The sequence below is a fragment of the Sphingomonas profundi genome (assembly GCF_009739515.1).
Classification (GTDB): Bacteria; Pseudomonadota; Alphaproteobacteria; order Sphingomonadales; family Sphingomonadaceae; genus Alterirhizorhabdus; species Alterirhizorhabdus profundi.
In genome coordinates this window covers 1102341-1121766 of the sequence record NZ_CP046535.1, presented here as the reverse complement: position 1 = coordinate 1121766, position 19426 = coordinate 1102341, and the positions used below count along the sequence as shown (strand labels likewise).

The 19426-nt window shown below is 70.4% G+C and carries 20 protein-coding genes; 10 read left to right on the top strand and 10 right to left on the bottom strand.

What is annotated here, in order from left to right; genetic code table 11:
* Window positions 1–23: 23 nt before the first annotated feature.
* Window positions 24–1031 (bottom strand): LacI family DNA-binding transcriptional regulator, encoded by a 1008-nt coding sequence (locus tag GNT64_RS05270; RefSeq protein WP_197277289.1) that lies wholly within the window; start codon window positions 1029–1031, stop codon window positions 24–26.
* A gap of 80 nt (window positions 1032–1111) precedes the next feature.
* Between GNT64_RS05270 and GNT64_RS05265 the strand changes: the two genes are divergently transcribed.
* The 3 genes from GNT64_RS05265 to GNT64_RS05255 all read left to right on the top strand — a co-directional run bounded on the left by GNT64_RS05265 (window position 1112) and on the right by GNT64_RS05255 (window position 2820).
* Window positions 1112–2155, top strand: coding sequence for an alpha/beta hydrolase (locus GNT64_RS05265; RefSeq protein ID WP_197277288.1), 1044 nt, complete (start codon window positions 1112–1114; stop codon window positions 2153–2155).
* Window positions 2156–2236: 81 nt separating this feature from the next.
* Window positions 2237–2521, top strand: a complete 285-nt coding sequence (locus tag GNT64_RS05260; protein ID WP_156678555.1) for a type II toxin-antitoxin system RelE/ParE family toxin — start codon at window positions 2237–2239, stop codon at window positions 2519–2521.
* Window positions 2521–2820 carry a HigA family addiction module antitoxin gene (locus GNT64_RS05255; RefSeq protein ID WP_156678554.1) on the top strand — a complete coding sequence of 100 codons (300 nt, stop codon included), beginning with the start codon at window positions 2521–2523 and terminating at the stop codon, window positions 2818–2820. Before GNT64_RS05260 ends, GNT64_RS05255 begins: the two co-directional genes overlap by 1 nt.
* Window positions 2821–2843: 23 nt before the next feature.
* On the opposite strand, the gene dinB is transcribed toward GNT64_RS05255, so the two are convergent.
* From dinB to GNT64_RS05235, 4 genes are all read right to left on the bottom strand, one after another.
* Window positions 2844–3935 carry a DNA polymerase IV gene (gene dinB / locus GNT64_RS05250; RefSeq protein WP_156678553.1) on the bottom strand — a complete coding sequence of 364 codons (1092 nt, stop codon included), beginning with the start codon at window positions 3933–3935 and terminating at the stop codon, window positions 2844–2846.
* A 138-nt stretch (window positions 3936–4073) separates the two neighbouring features.
* Complete coding sequence (locus tag GNT64_RS05245) at window positions 4074–4349, bottom strand: acylphosphatase (RefSeq protein ID WP_156678552.1); 276 nt, start codon at window positions 4347–4349, stop codon at window positions 4074–4076.
* A 2-nt stretch (window positions 4350–4351) separates the two neighbouring features.
* Window positions 4352–6292: an acetate--CoA ligase gene (gene acs / locus GNT64_RS05240; RefSeq protein WP_156678551.1), complete on the bottom strand. Its 1941-nt coding sequence runs from the start codon at window positions 6290–6292 to the stop codon at window positions 4352–4354.
* A 16-nt stretch (window positions 6293–6308) separates the two neighbouring features.
* Window positions 6309–7484 carry a penicillin-binding protein activator gene (locus GNT64_RS05235; protein WP_156678550.1) on the bottom strand — a complete coding sequence of 392 codons (1176 nt, stop codon included), beginning with the start codon at window positions 7482–7484 and terminating at the stop codon, window positions 6309–6311.
* On the opposite strand from GNT64_RS05235, the gene rsmI reads away from it, so the two are divergent.
* From rsmI to GNT64_RS05205, 6 genes are all read left to right on the top strand, one after another.
* Complete coding sequence (rsmI, locus tag GNT64_RS05230; protein WP_156678549.1) at window positions 7483–8343, top strand: 16S rRNA (cytidine(1402)-2'-O)-methyltransferase; 861 nt, start codon at window positions 7483–7485, stop codon at window positions 8341–8343. The genes GNT64_RS05235 and rsmI overlap by 2 nt on opposite strands.
* Window positions 8340–8708 (top strand): YraN family protein, encoded by a 369-nt coding sequence (locus GNT64_RS05225; protein WP_156678548.1) that lies wholly within the window; start codon window positions 8340–8342, stop codon window positions 8706–8708. The genes rsmI and GNT64_RS05225 overlap by 4 nt, the downstream gene beginning before the upstream one ends.
* Window positions 8709–8792: 84 nt before the next feature.
* A complete protein-coding gene (locus GNT64_RS05220; protein ID WP_156678547.1) occupies window positions 8793–9443 on the top strand; it encodes a hypothetical protein in 651 nt (216 codons plus the stop codon).
* A gap of 118 nt (window positions 9444–9561) precedes the next feature.
* Window positions 9562–10512 (top strand): glutathione synthase, encoded by a 951-nt coding sequence (gshB, locus tag GNT64_RS05215; RefSeq protein ID WP_156678546.1) that lies wholly within the window; start codon window positions 9562–9564, stop codon window positions 10510–10512.
* A complete protein-coding gene (locus GNT64_RS05210) occupies window positions 10505–11107 on the top strand; it encodes a DedA family protein (protein ID WP_156678545.1) in 603 nt (200 codons plus the stop codon). The genes gshB and GNT64_RS05210 overlap by 8 nt, the downstream gene beginning before the upstream one ends.
* A gap of 94 nt (window positions 11108–11201) precedes the next feature.
* Entirely contained in the window at window positions 11202–12251 is a 1050-nt protein-coding gene (locus GNT64_RS05205; protein WP_197277287.1) for an aromatic ring-hydroxylating oxygenase subunit alpha, read from the top strand.
* A gap of 93 nt (window positions 12252–12344) precedes the next feature.
* Here the strand turns inward: GNT64_RS05205 and GNT64_RS05200 are convergent, their stop codons facing one another.
* The 3 genes from GNT64_RS05200 to GNT64_RS05190 all read right to left on the bottom strand — a co-directional run bounded on the left by GNT64_RS05200 (window position 12345) and on the right by GNT64_RS05190 (window position 14302).
* On the bottom strand, window positions 12345–12764 hold the full coding sequence (locus GNT64_RS05200; RefSeq protein WP_156678543.1) for a DUF2501 domain-containing protein: 420 nt from the start codon (window positions 12762–12764) through the stop codon (window positions 12345–12347).
* 78 nt (window positions 12765–12842) lie between these two features.
* The gene (locus GNT64_RS05195) at window positions 12843–13757 is read right to left on the bottom strand and encodes a tyrosine recombinase XerC (protein WP_156678542.1); all 915 of its coding nucleotides are present in this window, start codon (window positions 13755–13757) and stop codon (window positions 12843–12845) included.
* Window positions 13736–14302, bottom strand: coding sequence for a DUF484 family protein (locus tag GNT64_RS05190; protein WP_156678541.1), 567 nt, complete (start codon window positions 14300–14302; stop codon window positions 13736–13738). Before GNT64_RS05190 ends, GNT64_RS05195 begins: the two co-directional genes overlap by 22 nt.
* A 151-nt stretch (window positions 14303–14453) precedes the next feature.
* Here GNT64_RS05190 and purB point away from each other — a divergent pair, with 151 nt between their 5' ends.
* Complete coding sequence (gene purB, locus GNT64_RS05185; protein ID WP_156678540.1) at window positions 14454–15767, top strand: adenylosuccinate lyase; 1314 nt, start codon at window positions 14454–14456, stop codon at window positions 15765–15767.
* Between the two features lie 495 nt (window positions 15768–16262).
* Here the strand turns inward: purB and dnaJ are convergent, their stop codons facing one another.
* Both dnaJ and dnaK read right to left on the bottom strand, forming a co-directional pair.
* On the bottom strand, window positions 16263–17387 hold the full coding sequence (gene dnaJ, locus GNT64_RS05180) for a molecular chaperone DnaJ (protein WP_156678539.1): 1125 nt from the start codon (window positions 17385–17387) through the stop codon (window positions 16263–16265).
* A gap of 128 nt (window positions 17388–17515) precedes the next feature.
* Window positions 17516–19423 (bottom strand): molecular chaperone DnaK, encoded by a 1908-nt coding sequence (dnaK, locus tag GNT64_RS05175; protein WP_156678538.1) that lies wholly within the window; start codon window positions 19421–19423, stop codon window positions 17516–17518.
* Between the last annotated feature and the right edge of the window lie 3 nt (window positions 19424–19426).

The window sequence follows — 19426 nt, the reverse complement described above, 5'->3', positions numbered from 1 at the left end:
TGCACGAGAGCGCACGCGCCGCCCTACGTGCCGCGCGCGACCAGTTCCGTCTCCAGCATCTCGGACGCGGCGGGTGCGCCGCTCAGGCAGGCGATCAGCTTGGTGGCGAGCAGGCGTCCGCCGGCGACCCAATCCTGCCGGATCGTGGAGAGCGGCGGCGCGTGCGCCGCGGCGGCCGGCGAATCGTCGTAGCCGATCACGGATATGTCGCCCGGCACGGTCAGGCCCGCCGCGCGGATCGCCTCCACCGCGCCGATCGCCATCAGGTCGCTGGCGGCGAACAGGCCGTCGATGGCCGGGCCGCCGGCGATCAGATCCGCCACCGCCGCCCGCGCCGATGCGACGGTGAAGCCCGCCGCGCAGGTCGCCACGATCGCCGCGCCGCCGGCCGCCGCCGTCTCGCCGAAGCCGGCGTGGCGATCGGCGAGCTCGGCGTGGCTGGTATCGCCGACGAAGGCCAGCCGCCGCCGTCCGGCGCGCAGCAGGTGCCCCGCCGCCTGCTGTCCGCCGTGGCGATTGTCGCTGCCGACGACGATCGCCTGGCCGTCGAAGCCGTCGTCCGCCCCCCAGATCACCAGCGGCACGCGGTGGCCGGCCAGCCGCCGCACCGCATCGTCGTGCGATCCCTGGCCCAGCAGGATGATGCCGCTGGCATCCTCCACCTCGGCCCGCATCTTCGGCTCGGCGGTGGTCAGCAGCACGCCGTAGCCGGCCGACGAACATTCCTGCACGATGCCCCCCAGCAGCGCCAGCGGGTAGGGATCGGACATCGGCCGCTCCTCCGAAGGCTGCATCTCGACGATCACCGCCACCCGCCGCCGTCGCTGCAGGCGCAGGTCGCGCGCGGCCACGTTCAGCCGGTAGCCCTTGCTCTCGGCCAGCTCGCGGATACGCGCGCGCAGTTCCGGGCGCACCAGATCGCTGTCGCGCAACGCGCGCGAGACCGTGATCTTCGACACCCCCGCGATGCGCGAGAGATCCGCCATCGTCAGCCGGGCGCCACCCGCCCGGCCCGCATCGTCGCTCGCCATCTCGCCCCCGCCGTCGCGACACCGGCATGCCACCCCACGGTGGCGCCGACAACTGCGCGACGCTATGCGCACCCTCCTTCGTGACGGAGGACCACGCCATGCACCGCTTCCTGATCCCCCTGCTGGCGCTCGCCGCATCCGCCGCGCCGGCCGCCGAGGGAGACGTGACGCTGCCCGCCGGCACGATACCCTTCCCGGCCCACGCCTCCGCCGAGGCGCGCGCCGTGTTCGCGCGAGACGTGGCGGTGCCCGGCAAGGACTGGACGAAGGAGCCGATCGCCGCCGCCCGCGCGCATTATGACGCGATCAACGGCGCCCGGGCGCGCCGCATGCACGCGATCTTCCCGGTCACGATCCGTGCCGGGCGGATCGGCGGCGTTCCCGTCGAGATCATCGAGCCCCGAGGCGGGGTTCCCGCCGCCAATCGCGGGCGCGTGCTGCTGAACGTGCACGGCGGCGCCTTTCTGTGGGGCGCCGGCAGCGGCGGGCGGGTGGAGGCCATCCCGATCGCGGCCGAGGCCGGCGTTAGGGTGATCGCGATCGACTATCGCATGGCGCCGGAGCATCTGTTCCCCGCCGGCAGCGACGATGTCGTAGCGGTCTATCGCGCGCTGCTGGCGGATCATGCGCCGGCCGCGATCGGCATCTACGGCTGCTCCGCCGGATCGATCCTGACCGGCGAGGCGGTGGCCGCGATCGCCGCGCAGGGCCTGCCGCGCCCGGGCGCGATCGGCCTGTTCTGCGCCGGCATCACCGATTTCGACGGGGACGGCGCCTACATCTCGCCCGCTTTGTCCAACGGCGCGCTGCCCACGGCCGCGCCGCCGATCACGGCGCGCGGCTATTTCGCCAGGGCGCGCCAGGATGATCCGCTGGTGCTGCCGGCCGTCGACCCCAAGGTGGTCGCCGCCTTCCCGCCGACCCTGCTGATCAGCGGCACGCGCGATTTCGCGCTGAGCGCCGTGCTGCGCTCCCACCGCGCGCTGGTGGCGCAGGCGGTGCCCGCCGAACTCCACGTGTGGGACGGCATGTGGCACAGCTTCTTCTCGGACGCGGAACTGCCCGAATCGCGCGAGGCCTACCGCGTGATCGCCCGCTTCTTCAACCGTACGCTGGCGCGCTGAGAGGGGGCGAAAGGCAATCGTCGGGTCCAAGCCTGTAAAGCTACACTTGACACCGGGTGTGTCGCGACGTACCTAGATCTCGTGGAGATCGGGACGATCACGCACAAGGCGCTGCGCCGCTTCGTCGAAACCGGCAATGCGCGTGGCCTGCCAGGTGACGTGTCCCGCATCCGCAACATGATCGCGTACATCGCGGCAATCGAAGAGATTGCAGAGTTGTACGTTCCACCCAATTTCGGCGCGCATCAGTTGGGTGGCGATCGTGCCGGCACATGGTCGCTCACGGTCACGCGCAACTGGCGGATGACGTTCCGGCTCGATGCCGCCGGCGCTATCGTCGACCTCGATCTGGAGGATTATCACTGATGGCTGTCCGGGTTCATCCGAGCTTCCGGGTTCATCCCGGCGAGTGGCTCCGCACCGAGGTGGTGGAGGCGAATGCCCTCTCGATCTCGCGGCTTGCCGATCATCTGCATGTCAGCCGGCAGGCGCTGAGCGCGCTTCTCAACGGACGGGCCGGCCTCTCGGCCGAGATGGCGTTGCGTTTCGAGCAGGCGTTCGGCCTGCAGGCCGATACGCTGATGCGGATGCAGGCGGCCCATGACCTCGCCGACGCTCGCGCGCATGCCGGCGCACCGCGCATAGAGGCACTGACGCCCGCCTGAACCCGGATCACGCGGCGCGGGGTTCACAGCCCCAGCCCCAACTGCCGCTCCTCCTCGCCGTCGAAGCCGGAGAGTGTCAGGCCGATCAGGCGCACGCCCAGCGGCAGCGGCATCAGCGCCGCCAGCAGCGCGGCGCCCGCCTCGGCGAAGGCGGCGCGGCCGGCTATGGGGGTGGCGAAGCTGCGGGCGCGGGTGATCTGGCGGAAGTCGGCGAACTTAACCTTCAGCGTCACCGTCCGCCCGCGCAGGCCGGCGCGCTCCACCCGCGCCCAAGCCGCCTCCACCGCCACATCCAGCCGCTCCAGCAGGTCGGGCAGCGCGGTCAGATCGGTGTCGAAGGTACGTTCGGCGCCCACCGACTTGCTGATGCGGTTGGGCCGCACCGGGCGGTCGTCCTCGCCGCGGGCGGCGCGATGATAATAATCGGCCGCCTTGCCGAACTCCGCCTGCAGCCACGCGAGCGGCCGCGCCCGCAGGTCGGCGCCGGTCTCGATTCCCAGCCGCGCCATCCGCGCCGCCGTCACCGGGCCGATGCCGTGGAACCGCTTCACCGGCAGCGCCGCAACGAAATCCGGCCCGCGATGCGGCGGGATCACGCAGAGCCCGTCCGGCTTGTTCTGGTCCGAAGCGATCTTGGCGATGAACTTGTTGTACGAGACGCCGGCCGAGGCGGTGAGGCCGGTCCGCGCGCGGATGGCGGCGCGGATCGCCTGCGCGATCGCGGTGGCGGAGCCGTGCGCGGCGACGGTGTCGGTCACGTCGAGATACGCCTCGTCCAGCGACAGCGGTTCGATCAGATCGGTGAAGCCGGCGAATATCTCCCTGATTTCGTTCGAGACAGCCTTGTAGACGTCGAAGCGCGGCTTCACGAACAGCAGGTCCGGGCAGCGCCGCCGGGCGGTGACGGACGCCATCGCCGATCGCACGCCGAACACGCGCGCCTCGTAGCTGGCCGCCGCCACCACGCCGCGCGCCGATCCGCCCCCGACAGCTACCGGCTTCCCCCGCAAGGCCGGATCGTCGCGCTGCTCGACCGAGGCGTAGAAGGCATCCATGTCGACATGGATGATCCGGCGGGTGCGTGGCGCCTCGTCGCTGATCGGCTCGTCCGACATGGCCGCAGTATAGAACAAAGCGCGATCGATGGCAGCCGGGTCGTGGCGCTTTCCATCGCGATTGTCGCGGCACGCCGCCGGATCGTCGCGGCGCTCAGCCGGTGAGCGCGGTGCGATCAGGCGGCGGGCGCGAAGCGATCAGGCATCGGGTCGCCGCTCGAAAATCTGAGCGCCGGTAACGGTCGCGTCATTCGCTTCCAGCGCGTCCACCCGCGCCCGTTCAGGCCCATGTCGGCAGGCGGCGGCGAAGTCGTCCAGCGCCGCGGCGTCGCCCTCGGCGTGGATCTCCACCGCGCCATCGAATCGGTTGCGCACCCAGCCGGCGATGCCGGCCGATCGCGCCGCCCGTACCGTCCAGTCGCGGAAGAACACGCCCTGGACGCGGCCGCGAACGACCAGCCGGATCGCCGCCACCGCTACCGGGCGCCCTGCCGGTTGGCGACGAGATTCTCGACCACCGCCGGATCGGCCAGGGTGGAGGTGTCGCCGAGCGCGCCGACCTCGCCTTCCGCGATCTTGCGAAGGATGCGGCGCATGATCTTGCCGCTGCGCGTTTTCGGCAGGCCAGGGGCGAACTGGATCGCATCGGGGCTGGCGATCGGCCCGATCTCGCGCCGCACCCACTGCACCAGCTCGCGGCGCAGCGCCTCGTCGCCCTCCTCGCCGGCGTTCAGCGTCACATAGGCGTAAATGCCCTGGCCCTTCACGTCGTGCGGCATCCCCACCACCGCCGCCTCGGCCACCTTGGCGTGGGCCACGAGTGCGCTCTCCACCTCGGCCGTGCCCATGCGATGGCCGGAGACGTTGATCACGTCGTCCACCCGCCCGGTGATCCAGTAATAGCCGTCGGCGTCGCGGCGCGCGCCGTCGCCGGTGAAATACTTGCCCTTGTACGTCGTGAAATAGGTCTGGAAGAAGCGGTCATGGTCGTTCCACACCGTCCGCATCTGGGCGGGCCAGGATGCGGCGATCACCAGATTGCCCTCGGTCGCGCCCTCCAGCACCTTTCCCTCGGCATCGACGATCTCGGGCAGCACGCCGAACAGCGGCTTCGTGGCGGAGCCGGGCTTCAGATCCGTCGCGCCGGGCAGCGGCGAGATCATGATGCCGCCGGTCTCCGTCTGCCACCATGTGTCGACGATCGGCAAACGCCCCTCGCCCACCACGCGGTGATACCATTCCCACGCCTCGGGATTGATCGGCTCGCCGACCGAACCGAGCAGGCGCAAACTGTTGCGGGAAGATTTTCGCACCCACTCGTCACCTTCGCGCATCAGCGCGCGCAAGGCGGTTGGGGCGGTGTAGAAGATGTTCACGGCATGCCGGTCCACCACCTGCCAGAAGCGGCCATGATCCGGCCAGTTGGGCACGCCCTCGAACATCAGGGTGGTGCCGCCGTTCGCCAGCGGCCCGTAGACGGAGTAGCTGTGGCCCGTCACCCAGCCCACGTCCGCCGTGCACCAGTAGACCTCGCCGGGCCGGTAATCGAACACGATCTCGTGCGTCAACGCCGCCCACAGCAGATAGCCGCCGGTGCTGTGCAGCACGCCCTTGGGCTTGCCGGTGGAGCCGCTGGTGTAGAGGATGAACAGCGGATCCTCCGCGCCCATGGCCTCGGCCACGCAGGTGTCGCCGGCCTCCGCCACCAGTGCGGCATAGTCCACGTCGCGGCCGTCCTGCATCGGCACGTCGGTGCCGGCGTGGCGCACCACGATCACGGTGTCCACGCCGGGGCAGTGCGCCAGCGCCGCATCGACGTTCGCCTTCAGCGGCACCGCTTTGCCGCCGCGCCGCCCGCCATCGGCGGTGACGACCAGGCGGCTGTCGCAATCCTGGATGCGGTTGGCCAGCGCATCGGGCGAGAAGCCGCCGAACACCACCGAGTGGATCGCCCCGATCCGCGTGCAGGCGAGCATCGCCACGGCGGCCTCGGGGATCATCGGCAGGTAGATCGTCACCCGATCGCCCCGGCGCACGCCGCGCGCCTTCAACGCGTTCGCCAGCCGGCACACGTCGCGGTGCAGCTCGGCATAGCTGATGCGGCGGACGTCGGCGGGGTCGTCCCCCTCCCAGATGATGGCGATCCGGTCTCCGCCATGCGCCAGATGCCGGTCCAGGCAGTTGGCGCTCACGTTCAGCACGCCGTCGGCGAACCAGCGTATGTGGAAGTCGGCCTCGTCGAACGACCAGTCGGCGATCGCCGTCGGCGCGGCGATCCAGTCCAGCCGCGCGGCCTGGTCGCGCCAGAAGCCGTCGGTATCGTCGCGCGCCGCGGCGTAGAGCCGATCGTAGGCGGCCGCGTCGATGTGGGCGCGGGCCGCATCCTCTGGCCGCACGGGGTAGATGGCGTCGCTCATCGCGTCTCTCTCCGCCTCAATTGCCGAAGCCGCGCGGTGCCGGCGCGATCACCGTCGCCCCGCCCGGCCCGATCTGGTGGATCGCCAGCGATCGCTCGGCGATGCCGTCCGCGCCGAAGCGGAAGGCGCCGTCCACGCCGGAGAAGCCGCCCTTGTCCGTCAGCATCCGCGTCGGGAAGGGCGAGCCCGCCTTCCACTGTGCCGCGATCCGCACCGTCAGCAGCACCGCATCATAGCCCAGGCTGGCGAGGCGGTACGGCCCCTTGCCGAAGCGGGCGCGATATTTGGTACCCAGCTGGCGGTACATCGCATCGGGCACGCTGGCGAACCACGCGCCGCCCATCGCCGGCGTCGCCGCCAGCGACGGCTCGGCATTCCACAATTCGGTGCCGAGGATCTGCACCGGCCCCATCCGGCGCAGCAGCGGCGCGGCCTGCGCGGCGATGCGCCCGCTGTCCGCGATCAGCACCGCCTCGTAGCTCTCGCCGCTGGCCGGCTTCAGCCTGGCGACGGCCGCCGCCAGCGCCTTGGGGCTGCGATCGAACGTCTGCATCGACACGACGGTGCCGCCCGCCGCCTCGGCCGATCGCAGCAGCACGTTGGAGGCGTTGCGGCCATAGGCGCCACTGGGCATCAGCGCGGCGAACCGGCTCATGCCGCGCGACCGGGCATAGCGCACCACCCGATCGATCGACTGGCTGGGCGAGAAGCCCATCAGGAAGGTGCCGCCCCCCGCCACGCTGACATCGTTGGAGAAGGCCACCACCGGCACGCCCGCCGGCCGCGCGGCGGCGGATACGGCGCGCACCTCCTCGGCCAGCAGCGGGCCCAGGAACAGGCGGTTGCCGTCCGCCAGCGCCTTGGCCGCCGCCGCGCCCGCGCCCGGCCCGGTATCGTAGATCGTCATCCGCACGCGCGCGCCGCCCGTATCCAGGATCGCCAGGTTGGCGGCGTTGGCGATCGACTGGCCCACGGCCGCGTTCGGCCCGCTGATCGGCACCAGCAGCGCCACGCGGTTGCGCGCGTCGTCCTGCGGCAGCGATCCGCTGTCGACGCGCGGGGCGACGGGGACCGGCGGCGGCGGCGCCTTGGCCGGTGGCGCCTTGGGCACCACCTGGCAGGCGCCCAGCATCAGCGCCGCGCCGATCCCCGCGATCCGCCGCAGTTGCCGGAGGGGCGAACGCTCTGCCATGACGTGCATTATGGACGACCTCTCCGCTCCGCTCTCACCCGGCCTCTATATCGTCGCCACGCCGATCGGCAATCTCGCCGACCTGTCGCCGCGCGCCGCCTCGATCCTGGCGCGGGCCGATCTGATCGCGGTGGAGGACAGCCGGGTGACGGCGCGGCTGCTCCATCACGTCGGCGTGAAGCGGCCGATGGCACCCTATCACGATCACAATGCCGATCAGGTTCGCCCCGGCCTGGTCGCGCGGCTGGGAACGGCGGCGATCGCGCTCGTCTCCGATGCGGGCACGCCGCTGATCTCCGATCCCGGCTTCAAGCTGGTGCGCGATGCGCGCGCCGCCGGCCATCCCGTCGTGACCATCCCCGGCCCGTGCGCCGCCGTCGCCGCGCTCACGCTGGCCGGCCTGCCGACCGACCGCTTCTTCTTCCTCGGCTTCCTGCCGCCCAAGGAGAAGGCGCGCGCCGATGCCATCGCCGAGGTGGCGGCGATCCGCGCCACCCTGATCCTGTACGAGAGCGGTCCGCGCCTGCCCGCCACGCTCGCGGCGCTGGCCGCCGGCCTCGGCGATCGCGAGGCGGCCGTCGCGCGGGAGATCAGCAAGGCGTTCGAGGAGTGCGTCACCGACACCCTCTCCGCCCTCGCCGCCCGCTATGCCGAAGGCGGCCCGCGCGGCGAGATCGTGATCGTCGTCGGGCCGCCGGGCGAGGCGGCGGCGCCGGAGGCGGCGGACGTGGATGCCGCGCTGGTCGAGGCGATGACGCGCCTGCCTACCGCCCGGGCCGCCGGCGAGGTGGCGAGGGCCACCGGCCTTCCCCGCCGCGATCTCTACGCCCGCGCGATGGCGCTGCGGGACGCGGAGTGAAGCCGCCGCCTGCGCCCGCCCGCCAGCGCGCGGAGCGGCGCGGCCGCGCCGGCGAGGACGAGGCCGCGCTCCACCTGCGCCGCCACGGCTGGACGATCCTCGCCACCCGCGTCCGCACGCCCGCCGGCGAGGTGGACCTGATCGCTAGGCGGGACAGACTGATCGCCTTCGTCGAGGTCAAGACGCGCGCCACCGCCGCCGAACTCGATTTCGCGATCGACGAGCGCCGCCTCGCCCGCGTCGCGGCGGCGACCGAGATCCTCATCCCCACCTATGCGGCGGCCGGCGAGGATGTCCGCATCGACGTGATCCTCGTCGCGCCGGGCAAGCCGTTGCGCCACATAGAGAATGCCTGGATTGGCTAGGACGGCCCATCGCCGCGCTCGCGCTTGCGGGAACCGCAACCGTCCGGGCCGGTTTGATGCGCACCCGTTTCGAAAGGAAGAACGATGCGCACCCTTCGACTGACCCTGCGCGGCATGGCCGCCGCCTCCGCGCTGCTGCTGGTCGCCGCCCCGGCCCTGGCCGGCGACGAGGAGCGCGCCCGCGCCGCCATCGCAGAGGCGCAGGGCAAGATCGACGCCGCGCTGCGCGTGAAGGCCGGCGACGTCACGCCGGACGCGGTGGCCCGCGCCCAGGCTTCGCTGCGGTTGGCGCAGGAGGAGCTGAAGAGCGGGCACGAGCAGAAGGCCATCCAGGCCGCGATCGCCTCGCAGCAGGCGGCGGATACCGCGATCGGCCGCGTCCAGCAGCGCACCGACGCCGCCGCGCAGGTCAATGCCGCGACCGCCGCCGACGCGCAGCAGCAGGCCGCCGCCGCCAACGCCCGCGCCGATGCCGCCGAGCAGGCCGCCGCCAGCGCCAACGCCGATGCGGAGGCCGCGCGCAACGCCCCGCCGGTCGTCGTGGCGCCCGCACCCGCGCCCGCCACCACCACCGTCACCACCGAGACGGTGAAGACGGCCCCCGCAGCCGCCCGCACCAGGACGACCGTGAAGCGCCCCGTCCGCAAGGTTGCGAGCAAGACGACGCGTGCCCGCCCCGCCGCGCGGCCGGCCGTCGTCGAGAAGACGACGACCACCGTCACCACCAGCAACTGATCCGCGGCGCAGGCAGCCTGAGGCCGGCGCGCGACGCGCCGGCATCGGGCGGCCTGCGGGGTGACATTCCCCGGCCCGCCCTCTACCTCCCCGCCGACACAGGCAGGAAGGCCGGCACATGTCCCTCACCGTCGCGGTCCAGATGGATCCGCTCGAAACGATCAACATCGCGGGCGATTCCACCTTCGCGATCATGCTCGGCGCGCAGGCGCGCGGCCACCGGCTGTTTCACTATGCCGCCGGCGATCTCAGCTATCGCGACGGGCGGGTCACGGCGCCGGCGCGACCCGTAACCGTGCAGCGCGTCGGCGGGGCGCATCACGACTATGGCGCGTGGCAGACGCTGGACCTCGCGGACGACGTGGATGTCGTGCTGATGCGGCAGGATCCGCCGTTCGATCTCGCCTACATCACCGCCACCCACCTGCTGGAACGGATCCGCCACCGCACGCTGGTGGTCAACGATCCTGAATCGGTGCGCAACGCGCCCGAGAAGCTGTTCGTGCTGGATTATGCCCAGTTCATGCCGCCCACCCTCATCACGCGGCGGCTGGAAGATGCGCGCGCCTTCCATGCCGAGCATGGCGAGGTTGTCGTCAAGCCGCTCTACGGCAATGCCGGCTCGGCCGTCTTCCATGTCGGCAGGAAGGATGCGAACCTCGCCGCGCTCACCGAGTTGTTCGGCCAGGTGTGGCGCGAGCCGTTCATGGTGCAGGCCTTCCTCCCCGACGTTTCAAAGGGCGACAAGCGGATCGTGCTGGTGGACGGCACGGCCGCCGGCGCCGTCAACCGCCTGCCCAAGCCGGGCGAGATCCGCTCCAACCTCGCCGTCGGCGGGTCGGGCGCGCAGGCCGATCTCACCCCGCGCGAGCATGAGATCTGCGAGGCGCTCGGCCCGGAACTCGCCCGGCGCGGCCTGCTGTTCGTCGGCATAGACGTGATCGCCGGCTACCTGACCGAGATCAACGTCACCTCGCCCACCGGCATCGTCGCGATCGATCGGTTCAACGGCACGGATACGCCGGCGCTGATCTGGGACGCGATCGAGGCGAAGGCCGGCCGTGGCTGACATCGTCCGTCAGTGGATCGAGCAGTCGGGCTATCTCGGCGTCGCCCTGCTGATGTTCCTGGAAACGGTGTTCCCGCCGATCCCGTCGGAGGTCATCATGCCGCTCTCCGGCCTGCAGGCGCAGCGCGGCACCATGAGCCTGGCGGGCGTGATCGCCGCCGGCACGGCCGGCGCGATGCTGGGCAACATCCTCTGGTACGTCGCCGCCCGCTGGCTCGGCATCGATCGCTTCCGCCCGCTGGTGGAGCGGTTCGGCCGCCTGCTGACGCTCGACTGGCGGGAGGTGCAGCGCGCCGACGACTTCTTCGATCGATGGGAGAAGTGGTTCGTCTGCCTGGGCCGGATGATGCCGACGATCCGATCGCTGGTGTCGGTGCCGGCCGGCCTGTTCGGGATGAGGCCGGTGCCGTTCGTGCTGTGGTCGACCCTCGGCACCACCGGGTGGACGGGCGCGCTCGCCTCCGCCGGCTATCTGCTGGGGCGGAACTGGCGCGATGTGGATGCTTGGCTCGGCCCGCTCTCCACCGGCATCATGCTGGTGCTGCTGGCCTGGTATCTGTTCCGCGTCGCCACGTGGAAGCCGCGACAGGGCTGAAGCTCCGCCGCCGGCCCACCACCTGATCCAATGCGCAGCTTGGCGGCGGGCGCGGAGCCGCCGAAGCTGCCCCGGCTCAGCAAGGAGGGGCGCCATGTATCCGTTCAAGCCCGGCCACGTCTTCGTTCGCGATACTTGGTATGTCGCCGCTCTCTCCGCGGAGATCGACGCCGGGATGATCGAGCGGCGCATCCTGGACGAGCCCGTCCTGCTCTACCGCACGGAAGCCGGCGATCCGGTGGCGATGGCCGGCCTCTGCCCGCACCGGCGGCTGCCGCTGGCCATGGGGCGGCGGGTGGGCGATGCCGTGCAGTGCGCCTATCACGGCATCACCTTCGGCCCCGACGGCTCCTGCCTGCGCGTCCCCTCGCAGGCATCCCCGGGCAGCCGGATGCGGGTGCGCACCTATCCCGTCGTCGAACGGTGGAACTGGGTGTGGATCTGGACCGGCGACCCCGCCGCCGCCGATCCCGCGCTGATACCCGACCATGGCGAGATGGGCCTGCGCGACGGCTGGGAGGCGACGCCGGCCGAACATTATGCCGTGCCCGCGCGCTACCAGCTGCTGATCGAGAACCTCCAGGATCTCAGCCACATCAGCTACCTGCACGGCGCCTATGTGGAGGATGCGGCGTGGACCGAGACGCCGGTGCAGACGATGTTCGAGGGTGGCGGCATGCGCTCCGCCCGCATCTCGCACGATACGCCACTCTCCGGCTTCAACGCCTGGTGCTTCCCCGATGCCGCGCCGCGCGTGGATCAGGAGCTGCGCTCCGTCTTCAAGTCGCCCGGCGTCACCTATAGCGGGCCGATCGTCGGCGAGACGCCGGGCGAGGCGTGCAATGGCCGCTATCTCGGCACGATGTTCGCCGTCCACGCGATCACGCCGGAAACGCCCCGCTCGACTCATTATTTCTCCACCACCACTCGCGACTTCCGCACCGGCGACACCGCGTTCAGCGAGGAGCTGCACCGGATGGACATCGAGGTGCGCATGCAGGACGTCGTCGCGCTCGGCGCGATCGAGCGCCACCTGAGCGACGAGAGCCGCCTGGCTCCGGAAATCTCGGTCGCCGCCGACACGCCCGCTCTCCACGTGCGCCGGCTGGTGGAGAAGATGATCGCCGCCGAGCAGGCGGCCTGAGGGCAGATCCCCGTCGCTCCAGCGCAGCCGAAGCGACCACGGTGCGCGGGTAGGTCAGGCTCTCGGCACAGGTGAAAGTCGAGCGCCCGCCGTCTACAGGAACGAGCGGGCGTGTTGCAGCACCATGCCGCACACCTTCGACTTCACCTTGCCCTTCATCGAGTCCAGCGACAGGCCGGTCCCGTTCTCCGTCACCAGCTCGCCGCTCTGCCCCTGGGCGAACTCGTCGGAGGCGGTGACGCCCTGCTGCCCCATCAGCTTGCCCAGCGCCGACTTCGCGTTGGTGGTGGCCCCCAGCAGATTGTTCTTCACGCAATAGCTCAGCAGGCCGGTGGCGTTGCTCATAGTCGATCCGCCGACGTCGGGCAGCACGCCGCCGAGCAGACCGCCACTCCCGCCCATCAGCCCGCCGAGACCTCCGCCGGACTGCGCGCCCGCCTGCTGCGCCACGGCGGCCGCCGGCGCCAGCATGATGCCCGCGGCCAGCGCCGCGCCGAACAGGATGTGCCTCATGATCTGCTCCTTGGCCGAGGCGCGGGGATCGCGCGTACCGGCGGGTGAACGCCCGGGCTGGCGAAGCGGCTCCGCGCGTCAGGCGCGGGGGTGGGCGTTGCGGTACACGTCCAGCAGGTGCGCCGCATCCACCGCCGTGTAGATCTGCGTCGAGGAGAGGCTGGCATGGCCCAGCAGTTCCTGCAGCGATCGCAGGTCGGCGCCGCGCCCAAGCAGGTGGGTGGCGAAGCTGTGGCGCAGCGCGTGCGGCGTCGTCCGCTCGCTTAGCCCCAGCCGGCCGCGCGCGCCGCGCACCGCCTTGCGCACCAGATCGGCCGAGAGCGGCCCGCCCTTCGCCCCCCGGAACAACGCCGCGTCCGGCGCTGCAGGATAGGGGCACAGCGCCAGATATGCCTCGATCGCCACGCGCACCTTGGGCAGCAGCGGCACCACCCGCGTCTTGGCGCGCTTGCCGGTGACGCGGATGGTGGCGCCGAGCGGCAGCACCGCCGCCGTAAGGCCCACCGCCTCCCCCACGCGCAGCCCGGCGCCGTAGAGCAGCAGCAGCACCGCCAGATCGCGCGCGGCGATCCACGGCGCGCCGGCCGCATCGGCGGCGTCCTCGGCCAGGGCGATCGCATCGGCGGGGGAGACCGGGCGCGGCACGCCCTTCTTCACGCGCGGGCCGCGCAGCTTGGGCGCGGCCGTGCCGGCAAAGGCCAGGAAGCCGCGCACGGCGGACAGCTCCCGCGCGGCCGAGGCATTGCCGATCGTGTCCCGCCGGGCCGCCAGAAAGGCGCGCAGGTCCGCCTGATCGAGCGTCGCCAGCAGCGCCGCATCCACCGCCGCTCCGCGATGCCCGCCCAGGAACGCCACCAGCCGGTGCGCCGTCGCCACATAGGCCCGCACGGTATGATCGGATCGGCGTCGGTCCTGCCGCAGATGCTCGCCCCACGCCGCCGCCAGCGCGCGGGCGGGATGGTCGTCTAGGGTCAGCGGGGGTGCGGCAGCCATCGCGCCATCATGCGCGATACCACGCGCCCGAGGAAGACGAGCAGTTCGGAACCGTGCCGCGTCTCGAAACCCTGCGGACGGCGCTGGCCCAGCATCAGCACGCCCACCTGCAGCGGCGGCGGCCCGTCCAGCCGGATCAGCGCCTCCGCCCGGATCAGATCGGATGCCGGGCCGAACAGCGGATGGCCCCGCTCAACCCCGCGCAGCACCACCGTGCCGACGCCTTCCATCGCCCGCTCGACGATGCGTCGCTCCACCTGGTGCAGCCCGGTCATGTCGGCGCGCACGGCCTGATCGTCGGTGAACAAGGCGAGCGCCACGGCGTCCAGGCCCAGCGTGTACGGCCATGCCTGCGTGACGACGTGGACCAGATGATCCAGCCCGTCCGCGTCCACCGCCGCCAGCGCCGCCTCGTGGATGGCGGAGACCGCGCCGGAATGGCCGCGCGCAAAGGCGATCAGATCCTGATTGGCCTCCTCCACCTCGGCCACGCGCCGCCGCAGCGATGCGACGCCCGAAGTCTCGAAGTCGATCAGCTGGCCCATCCGCGCGATCCTACGCGCGATCGGTTAAAAGGAAATGGCGGGCTTAACCATGCCGTCCGTCCGCCCAGCGTCGACAGTGCGGTTCGATTGAAGCGCCCGCCCGGCTCTGCTACCCGCCGGCTCCCTCTCCGTTCCTGACAGGATGTCGCCGATGATCCCGCGCTACTCGCGACCCGAGATGGTCGCCATCTGGGCGCCCGAGACGAAGTTCCGCATCTGGTTCGAGATCGAGGCGCACGCCACCGATGCGCTGGCCGATCTCGGCGTGGTGCCCAGGGAGGCGGCGGCGGCGCTGTGGCGCTGGTGGGAGACGAAGCCCGCGATCGACGTGGCCGCGATCGACGCGATCGAGGCCGTCACCAAGCATGACGTGATCGCCTTCCTCACCTGGGTGGCGGAGAATGTGGGCGAGGAAGCCCGCTTCATGCACCAGGGCATGACCTCGTCCGACGTGCTCGACACCTGCCTGTCGGTCCAGCTCGCGCAGGCGACCGATCTGCTGCTCGCCGATCTCGACCGGCTGCTCGCCGTGCTGAAGCGGCGCGCCCATGAGCACAAGCTGACCCCCACGATCGGCCGCAGCCACGGCATCCATGCCGAGCCGGTGACGTTCGGCCTGAAGCTGGCCCAGGCCTATGCCGAGTTCGATCGCAATCGCACCCGCCTGATCGCCGCCCGCGCCGACATCGCCACCTGCGCGATCTCCGGCGCGGTCGGCACCTTCGCCAATATCGATCCGCGGGTGGAGGCGCATGTCGCGGCAAAGATGGGGCTCACGGTGGAGCCCGTCTCCACCCAGGTCATCCCGCGCGATCGCCATGCGATGTATTTCGCCACCCTGGGTGTGATCGCCTCCTCCATCGAGCGGCTGGCGACGGAGGTCCGCCACCTCCAGCGCACCGAGGTGCTGGAGGCGGAGGAGTATTTCTCGCCCGGGCAGAAGGGCTCGTCGGCCATGCCGCACAAGCGCAACCCGGTCCTGACCGAGAACCTCACCGGCCTCGCCCGCATGGTGCGCGGCTACGTCACGCCGGCGCTGGAGAATGTGGCGCTGTGGCATGAGCGGGACATCAGCCACTCCTCCGTCGAGCGGTATATCGGGCCGGACGCCACGATCACGCTCGATTTCGCGCTGGCCCGGCTGACCGGCGTGATCGACAAGCTGCTCGTCTATCCGGAGCGGATGCAGCGCAACCTGGATCGCATGGGCGGGCTCGTCCACTCGCAGCGCGTGCTGCTGGCGCTGACGCAGGCCGGCATCAGCCGCGAGGACAGCTACCGCCTCGTCCAGCAGAATGCGATGAAGGTGTGGGAGTCGGACGGCGCCCTCTCGCTGCTGGAGCTGCTGAAAGCCGATCCGGAGATAAGCGCGAAACTCTCCGCTGCAGACCTCGAGGAGAGGTTCGATCTCGGCTACCATCTGGCGCAGGTCGACACGATTTTCGCGCGTGTGTTCGGCGACTGACCGCCACTTCGCGGTTGCAAATACCGCAACTGCGACGGCCGGTTTTCGAATTGCGACGAACCGTTGCTCCGCCTATTTCTGCTGCACTGCACAATGCAGGGGAACAGGGGCGAGCCGATAAGGGCGGCCCCGACGGAGAACCGACATGAACATTCTCGAAGCGGCCACCAGCCTGTTGCTGGCGGTTGCCGCGCAGGCGCTTGCCGTCGGCGTGGTGCTCGCACTGTAAGCGGGCAAAAAGGCCCGCCGGCAGACAAGCCGGCGGGCCTTTTCTCATTGTCGCGGCGAGGCTAGGCCGGACCGACATTCAGCTTTTTGCATGTCCGCTCCTCCTGAGGAGGGGCTGAGCGGAGGCGAAGACCCGTCTCGAAGGACCGTCCATGTCCTTCGAGTCGCCATTTCGACAGGCTCGATGGCTCCTCAGGATGAGCGGTGTGGGTAAATGCGAGCAAATCAACTGGTTCGCTCAATGTCGATACGCCCCAGGCGCCCGCTTCAATCCGCCGCGAACATGCCCTTGATGCGCGAGAAGAAGCCTTCCGATTGCGGGCACTCGGCACCCGTCTCGGTCGCGCGAAACTCCTCCAGCAGCTCCTTCTGGCGGGTCGAGAGGCGGGTCGGCGTCTCGACGTCGATCTGCACCACCATGTCGCCGGCGCCGCGCGTGTTCAGCACCGGCATGCCGGCCCCGCGCTGGCGCAGCTGCTTGCCGGACTGGATGCCGGCCGGGATGCGGATCTCGTGCCGCTGGCCGTCCAGCCCCGGCACCTCGATGATCCCGCCAAGCGCCGCCGTGGTGAACGAGACGGGGCAGCGCGCGAACAGGGTCGTCCCCTCGCGCTCGAACAGGGCGTGCCGCACCACGTGGATGAAGATGTAGAGGTCGCCGGCCGGCGCGCCGCGCGCACCCGCCTCGCCCTCGCCGGTCAGGCGGATGCGGGTGCCCTCGTCGACGCCGGCGGGGATGTTCACCGACAGCGTCTTGGCCTTGTCCACCCGGCCCTCGCCGTGGCAGGCCTGGCACGGATCGACGATCATCTGCCCCGCGCCGTGGCACGTCGGGCACGTCCGCTCGACGACGAAGAAGCCCTGCTGCGCCCGCACCTTGCCGTGGCCGGCGCACGTCTTGCAGGTCTTGGCGCCGGTGCCGCCGCGCGATCCGGTGCCGTCGCACGTGTCGCACGGCGCCGCGACGTCGACGGTGATCTGCGTCGCCTTGCCGTGGAAGGCGTCCTCCAGCGTGATCTCCATGTCGTAGCGCAGGTCGGCACCGCGCGCCGGCCCTGCCCGGCCGCCCCGCTGGCCGCCCATGAACTCGCCGAAGATATTCTCGAATATGTCGGAGAAGCCGCCCATGTCCTGCGGGCCGCCGCGTCCACCACCCATGCCGCCATTCTGGAAGGCGGCCTTGCCGAAGCGATCATAGGCCGCGCGCTTCTGCGGATCCTTCAGGCAGTCATAGGCCTCGCTGATCGCCTTGAACTTCGCCTCGCTGTCCTTGCAGCCCGGATTGCGATCCGGGTGGCAGATCATCGCGAGACGGCGATAGGACGACTTGATCGTCTTGTCGTCCGCCGTGCGCTCGACTTCGAGCAGCTCGTAATATTCGGTGTCAGCCATCTTTCCATCCCATTACCCCTCTCCCTTCACGGGAGAGGGAGGGGCCCGTCGCCAAGCGATGGGGGGAGAGGGAACGAGACGCGCCCTCTCCCAGCCCTCTCCCGAAAACGAGAGAGGGCTTCAAGCCTTTACGCCTTCCGATCCTCGTCGACTTCCGAGAATTCGGCATCGACCACACCGTCGTCGGCCTGCGCCGCACCCGTCTCCGCACCCGGCGAAGCGGCCGCCGCCTGCTCCTTCTCGTAGATCGCCTGGCCGAGCTTCATCGACACCTGCGCCAGCGCCTGCGCCTTCTCGGTCATCGCCTCGGGCTCGCCACCCTCGACCGCCGTCCGCGCCTCGGCCACCGCCGCCTCGATCTCGGACTTCAGCGCGGCGTCGATCTTGTCGCCATGCTCGCGCAGCTGCTGCTCGGTCGTGTGGATCAGGCTCTCGGCATTGTTCTTCGCCTCGGCCGCCGCACGGCGCTTCTTGTCCTCCTCGGCGAACTTCTCGGCATCGCGGACCATCTGGTCGACATCGGCGTCGCTGAGACCGCCCGAAGCCTGGATCTTGATCTGCTGCTCCTTGCCGGTGCCCTTGTCCTTGGCGGTGACGTGGACGATGCCGTTCGCGTCGATGTCGAACGTCACCTCGATCTGCGGCACGCCGCGCGGCGCCGGCGGGATGCCGACGAGATCGAACTGGCCCAGCATCTTGTTGTCCGCCGCCATCTCGCGCTCGCCCTGGAACACGCGGATGGTGACGGCGCCCTGATTGTCGTCCGCCGTGGAGTAGGTCTGCGACTTCTTGGTCGGGATCGTCGTGTTGCGATCGATCATGCGGGTGAACACGCCACCCAGCGTCTCGATGCCCAGCGACAGCGGCGTCACGTCCAGCAGCAGCACGTCCTTCACGTCGCCCTGCAGCACGCCCGCCTGGATGGCGGCGCCCATCGCGACCACTTCGTCCGGGTTGACGCCGGTGTGCGGCTCCTTGCCGAAGAAGGCCTTCACCGCCTCGCGCACCTTGGGCATGCGCGTCATGCCGCCCACCAGCACCACCTCAGAGATGTCGGCCGCCTTCACGCCGGCATCGGCCAGCGCCTTGCGCATCGGCTCCTGCGTGCGCTTGATCAGGTCGTCCACCAGCCGCTCCAGATCGGATCGGGTGATCGTCTTGACGAGATGCTTCGGCCCGGTCGCGTCGGCCGTGATGAACGGCAGGTTGACCTCGGTCGACTGGGCGGAGGAAAGCTCGATCTTCGCCTTCTCGGCGGCTTCCTTCAGCCGCTGCAAGGCGAGGCGATCCTTCTTCAGGTCGATGCCCTCGGCCTTCTGGAACTCCGACGCGAGATACTCGACCACCTTGGCGTCGAAATCCTCGCCGCCCAGGAAGGTGTCGCCGTTGGTCGCCTTCACCTCGAACACGCCGTCGCCGATCTCCAGGATGGAGACGTCGAACGTGCCGCCGCCCAGATCGTAGACGGCGATAGTCTTGCCGTCCTGCTTCTCCAGGCCGTAGGCCAGCGCCGCCGCCGTCGGCTCGTTGATGATGCGCAGCACCTCAAGCCCGGCGATGCGGCCGGCATCCTTGGTCGCCTGCCGCTGGGCGTCATTAAAATAGGCCGGCACCGTGATGACCGCCTGCGTCACCGTCTCGCCGAGATACGACTCGGCGGTTTCCTTCATCTTCTGCAAGGTGAAGGCGGAAATCTGCGAGGGCGAGTAATCCTCGCCGCCGGCCTTCACCCACGCATCGCCGTTGGCGCCCTTGACGATGGTGTACGACACCAGCTCGGTGTCCTTCTTCGTCACCGGGTCGTCGAAGCGGCGGCCGATCAGGCGCTTCACCGCGTAGATGGTGCTGTCCGGGTTCGTCACCGCCTGGCGCTTGGCCGGCTGCCCGATCAGCCGCTCGCCATCCTTGGCGAACGCGACGATCGAGGGCGTGGTGCGCGCGCCTTCGCTATTCTCGATCACCTTCGGCTTGCCGCCTTCCATCACGGCGACGCAGCTGTTGGTGGTGCCCAGATCGATACCGATTACTTTTGCCATGAT

Excerpts from the sequence above, each read along its gene's own strand:
- GNT64_RS05270 (WP_197277289.1), bottom strand. The coding sequence starts at position 1,031 with ATGGCGAGCGACGATGCGGGCCGGGCGGGTGGCGCCCGGCTGACGATG.
- GNT64_RS05255 (WP_156678554.1), top strand. The coding sequence starts at position 2,521 with ATGGCTGTCCGGGTTCATCCGAGCTTCCGGGTTCATCCCGGCGAGTGG.
- dinB (WP_156678553.1), bottom strand. The coding sequence starts at position 3,935 with ATGTCGGACGAGCCGATCAGCGACGAGGCGCCACGCACCCGCCGGATC.
- acs (WP_156678551.1), bottom strand. The coding sequence starts at position 6,292 with ATGAGCGACGCCATCTACCCCGTGCGGCCAGAGGATGCGGCCCGCGCC.
- rsmI (WP_156678549.1), top strand. The coding sequence starts at position 7,483 with ATGACGTGCATTATGGACGACCTCTCCGCTCCGCTCTCACCCGGCCTC.
- GNT64_RS05235 (WP_156678550.1), bottom strand. The coding sequence starts at position 7,484 with ATGGCAGAGCGTTCGCCCCTCCGGCAACTGCGGCGGATCGCGGGGATC.
- GNT64_RS05220 (WP_156678547.1), top strand. The coding sequence starts at position 8,793 with ATGCGCACCCTTCGACTGACCCTGCGCGGCATGGCCGCCGCCTCCGCG.
- gshB (WP_156678546.1), top strand. The coding sequence starts at position 9,562 with ATGTCCCTCACCGTCGCGGTCCAGATGGATCCGCTCGAAACGATCAAC.
- GNT64_RS05205 (WP_197277287.1), top strand. The coding sequence starts at position 11,202 with ATGTATCCGTTCAAGCCCGGCCACGTCTTCGTTCGCGATACTTGGTAT.
- GNT64_RS05200 (WP_156678543.1), bottom strand. The coding sequence starts at position 12,764 with ATGAGGCACATCCTGTTCGGCGCGGCGCTGGCCGCGGGCATCATGCTG.
- GNT64_RS05195 (WP_156678542.1), bottom strand. The coding sequence starts at position 13,757 with ATGGCTGCCGCACCCCCGCTGACCCTAGACGACCATCCCGCCCGCGCG.
- GNT64_RS05190 (WP_156678541.1), bottom strand. The coding sequence starts at position 14,302 with ATGGGCCAGCTGATCGACTTCGAGACTTCGGGCGTCGCATCGCTGCGG.
- purB (WP_156678540.1), top strand. The coding sequence starts at position 14,454 with ATGATCCCGCGCTACTCGCGACCCGAGATGGTCGCCATCTGGGCGCCC.
- dnaJ (WP_156678539.1), bottom strand. The coding sequence starts at position 17,387 with ATGGCTGACACCGAATATTACGAGCTGCTCGAAGTCGAGCGCACGGCG.
- dnaK (WP_156678538.1), bottom strand. The coding sequence starts at position 19,423 with ATGGCAAAAGTAATCGGTATCGATCTGGGCACCACCAACAGCTGCGTC.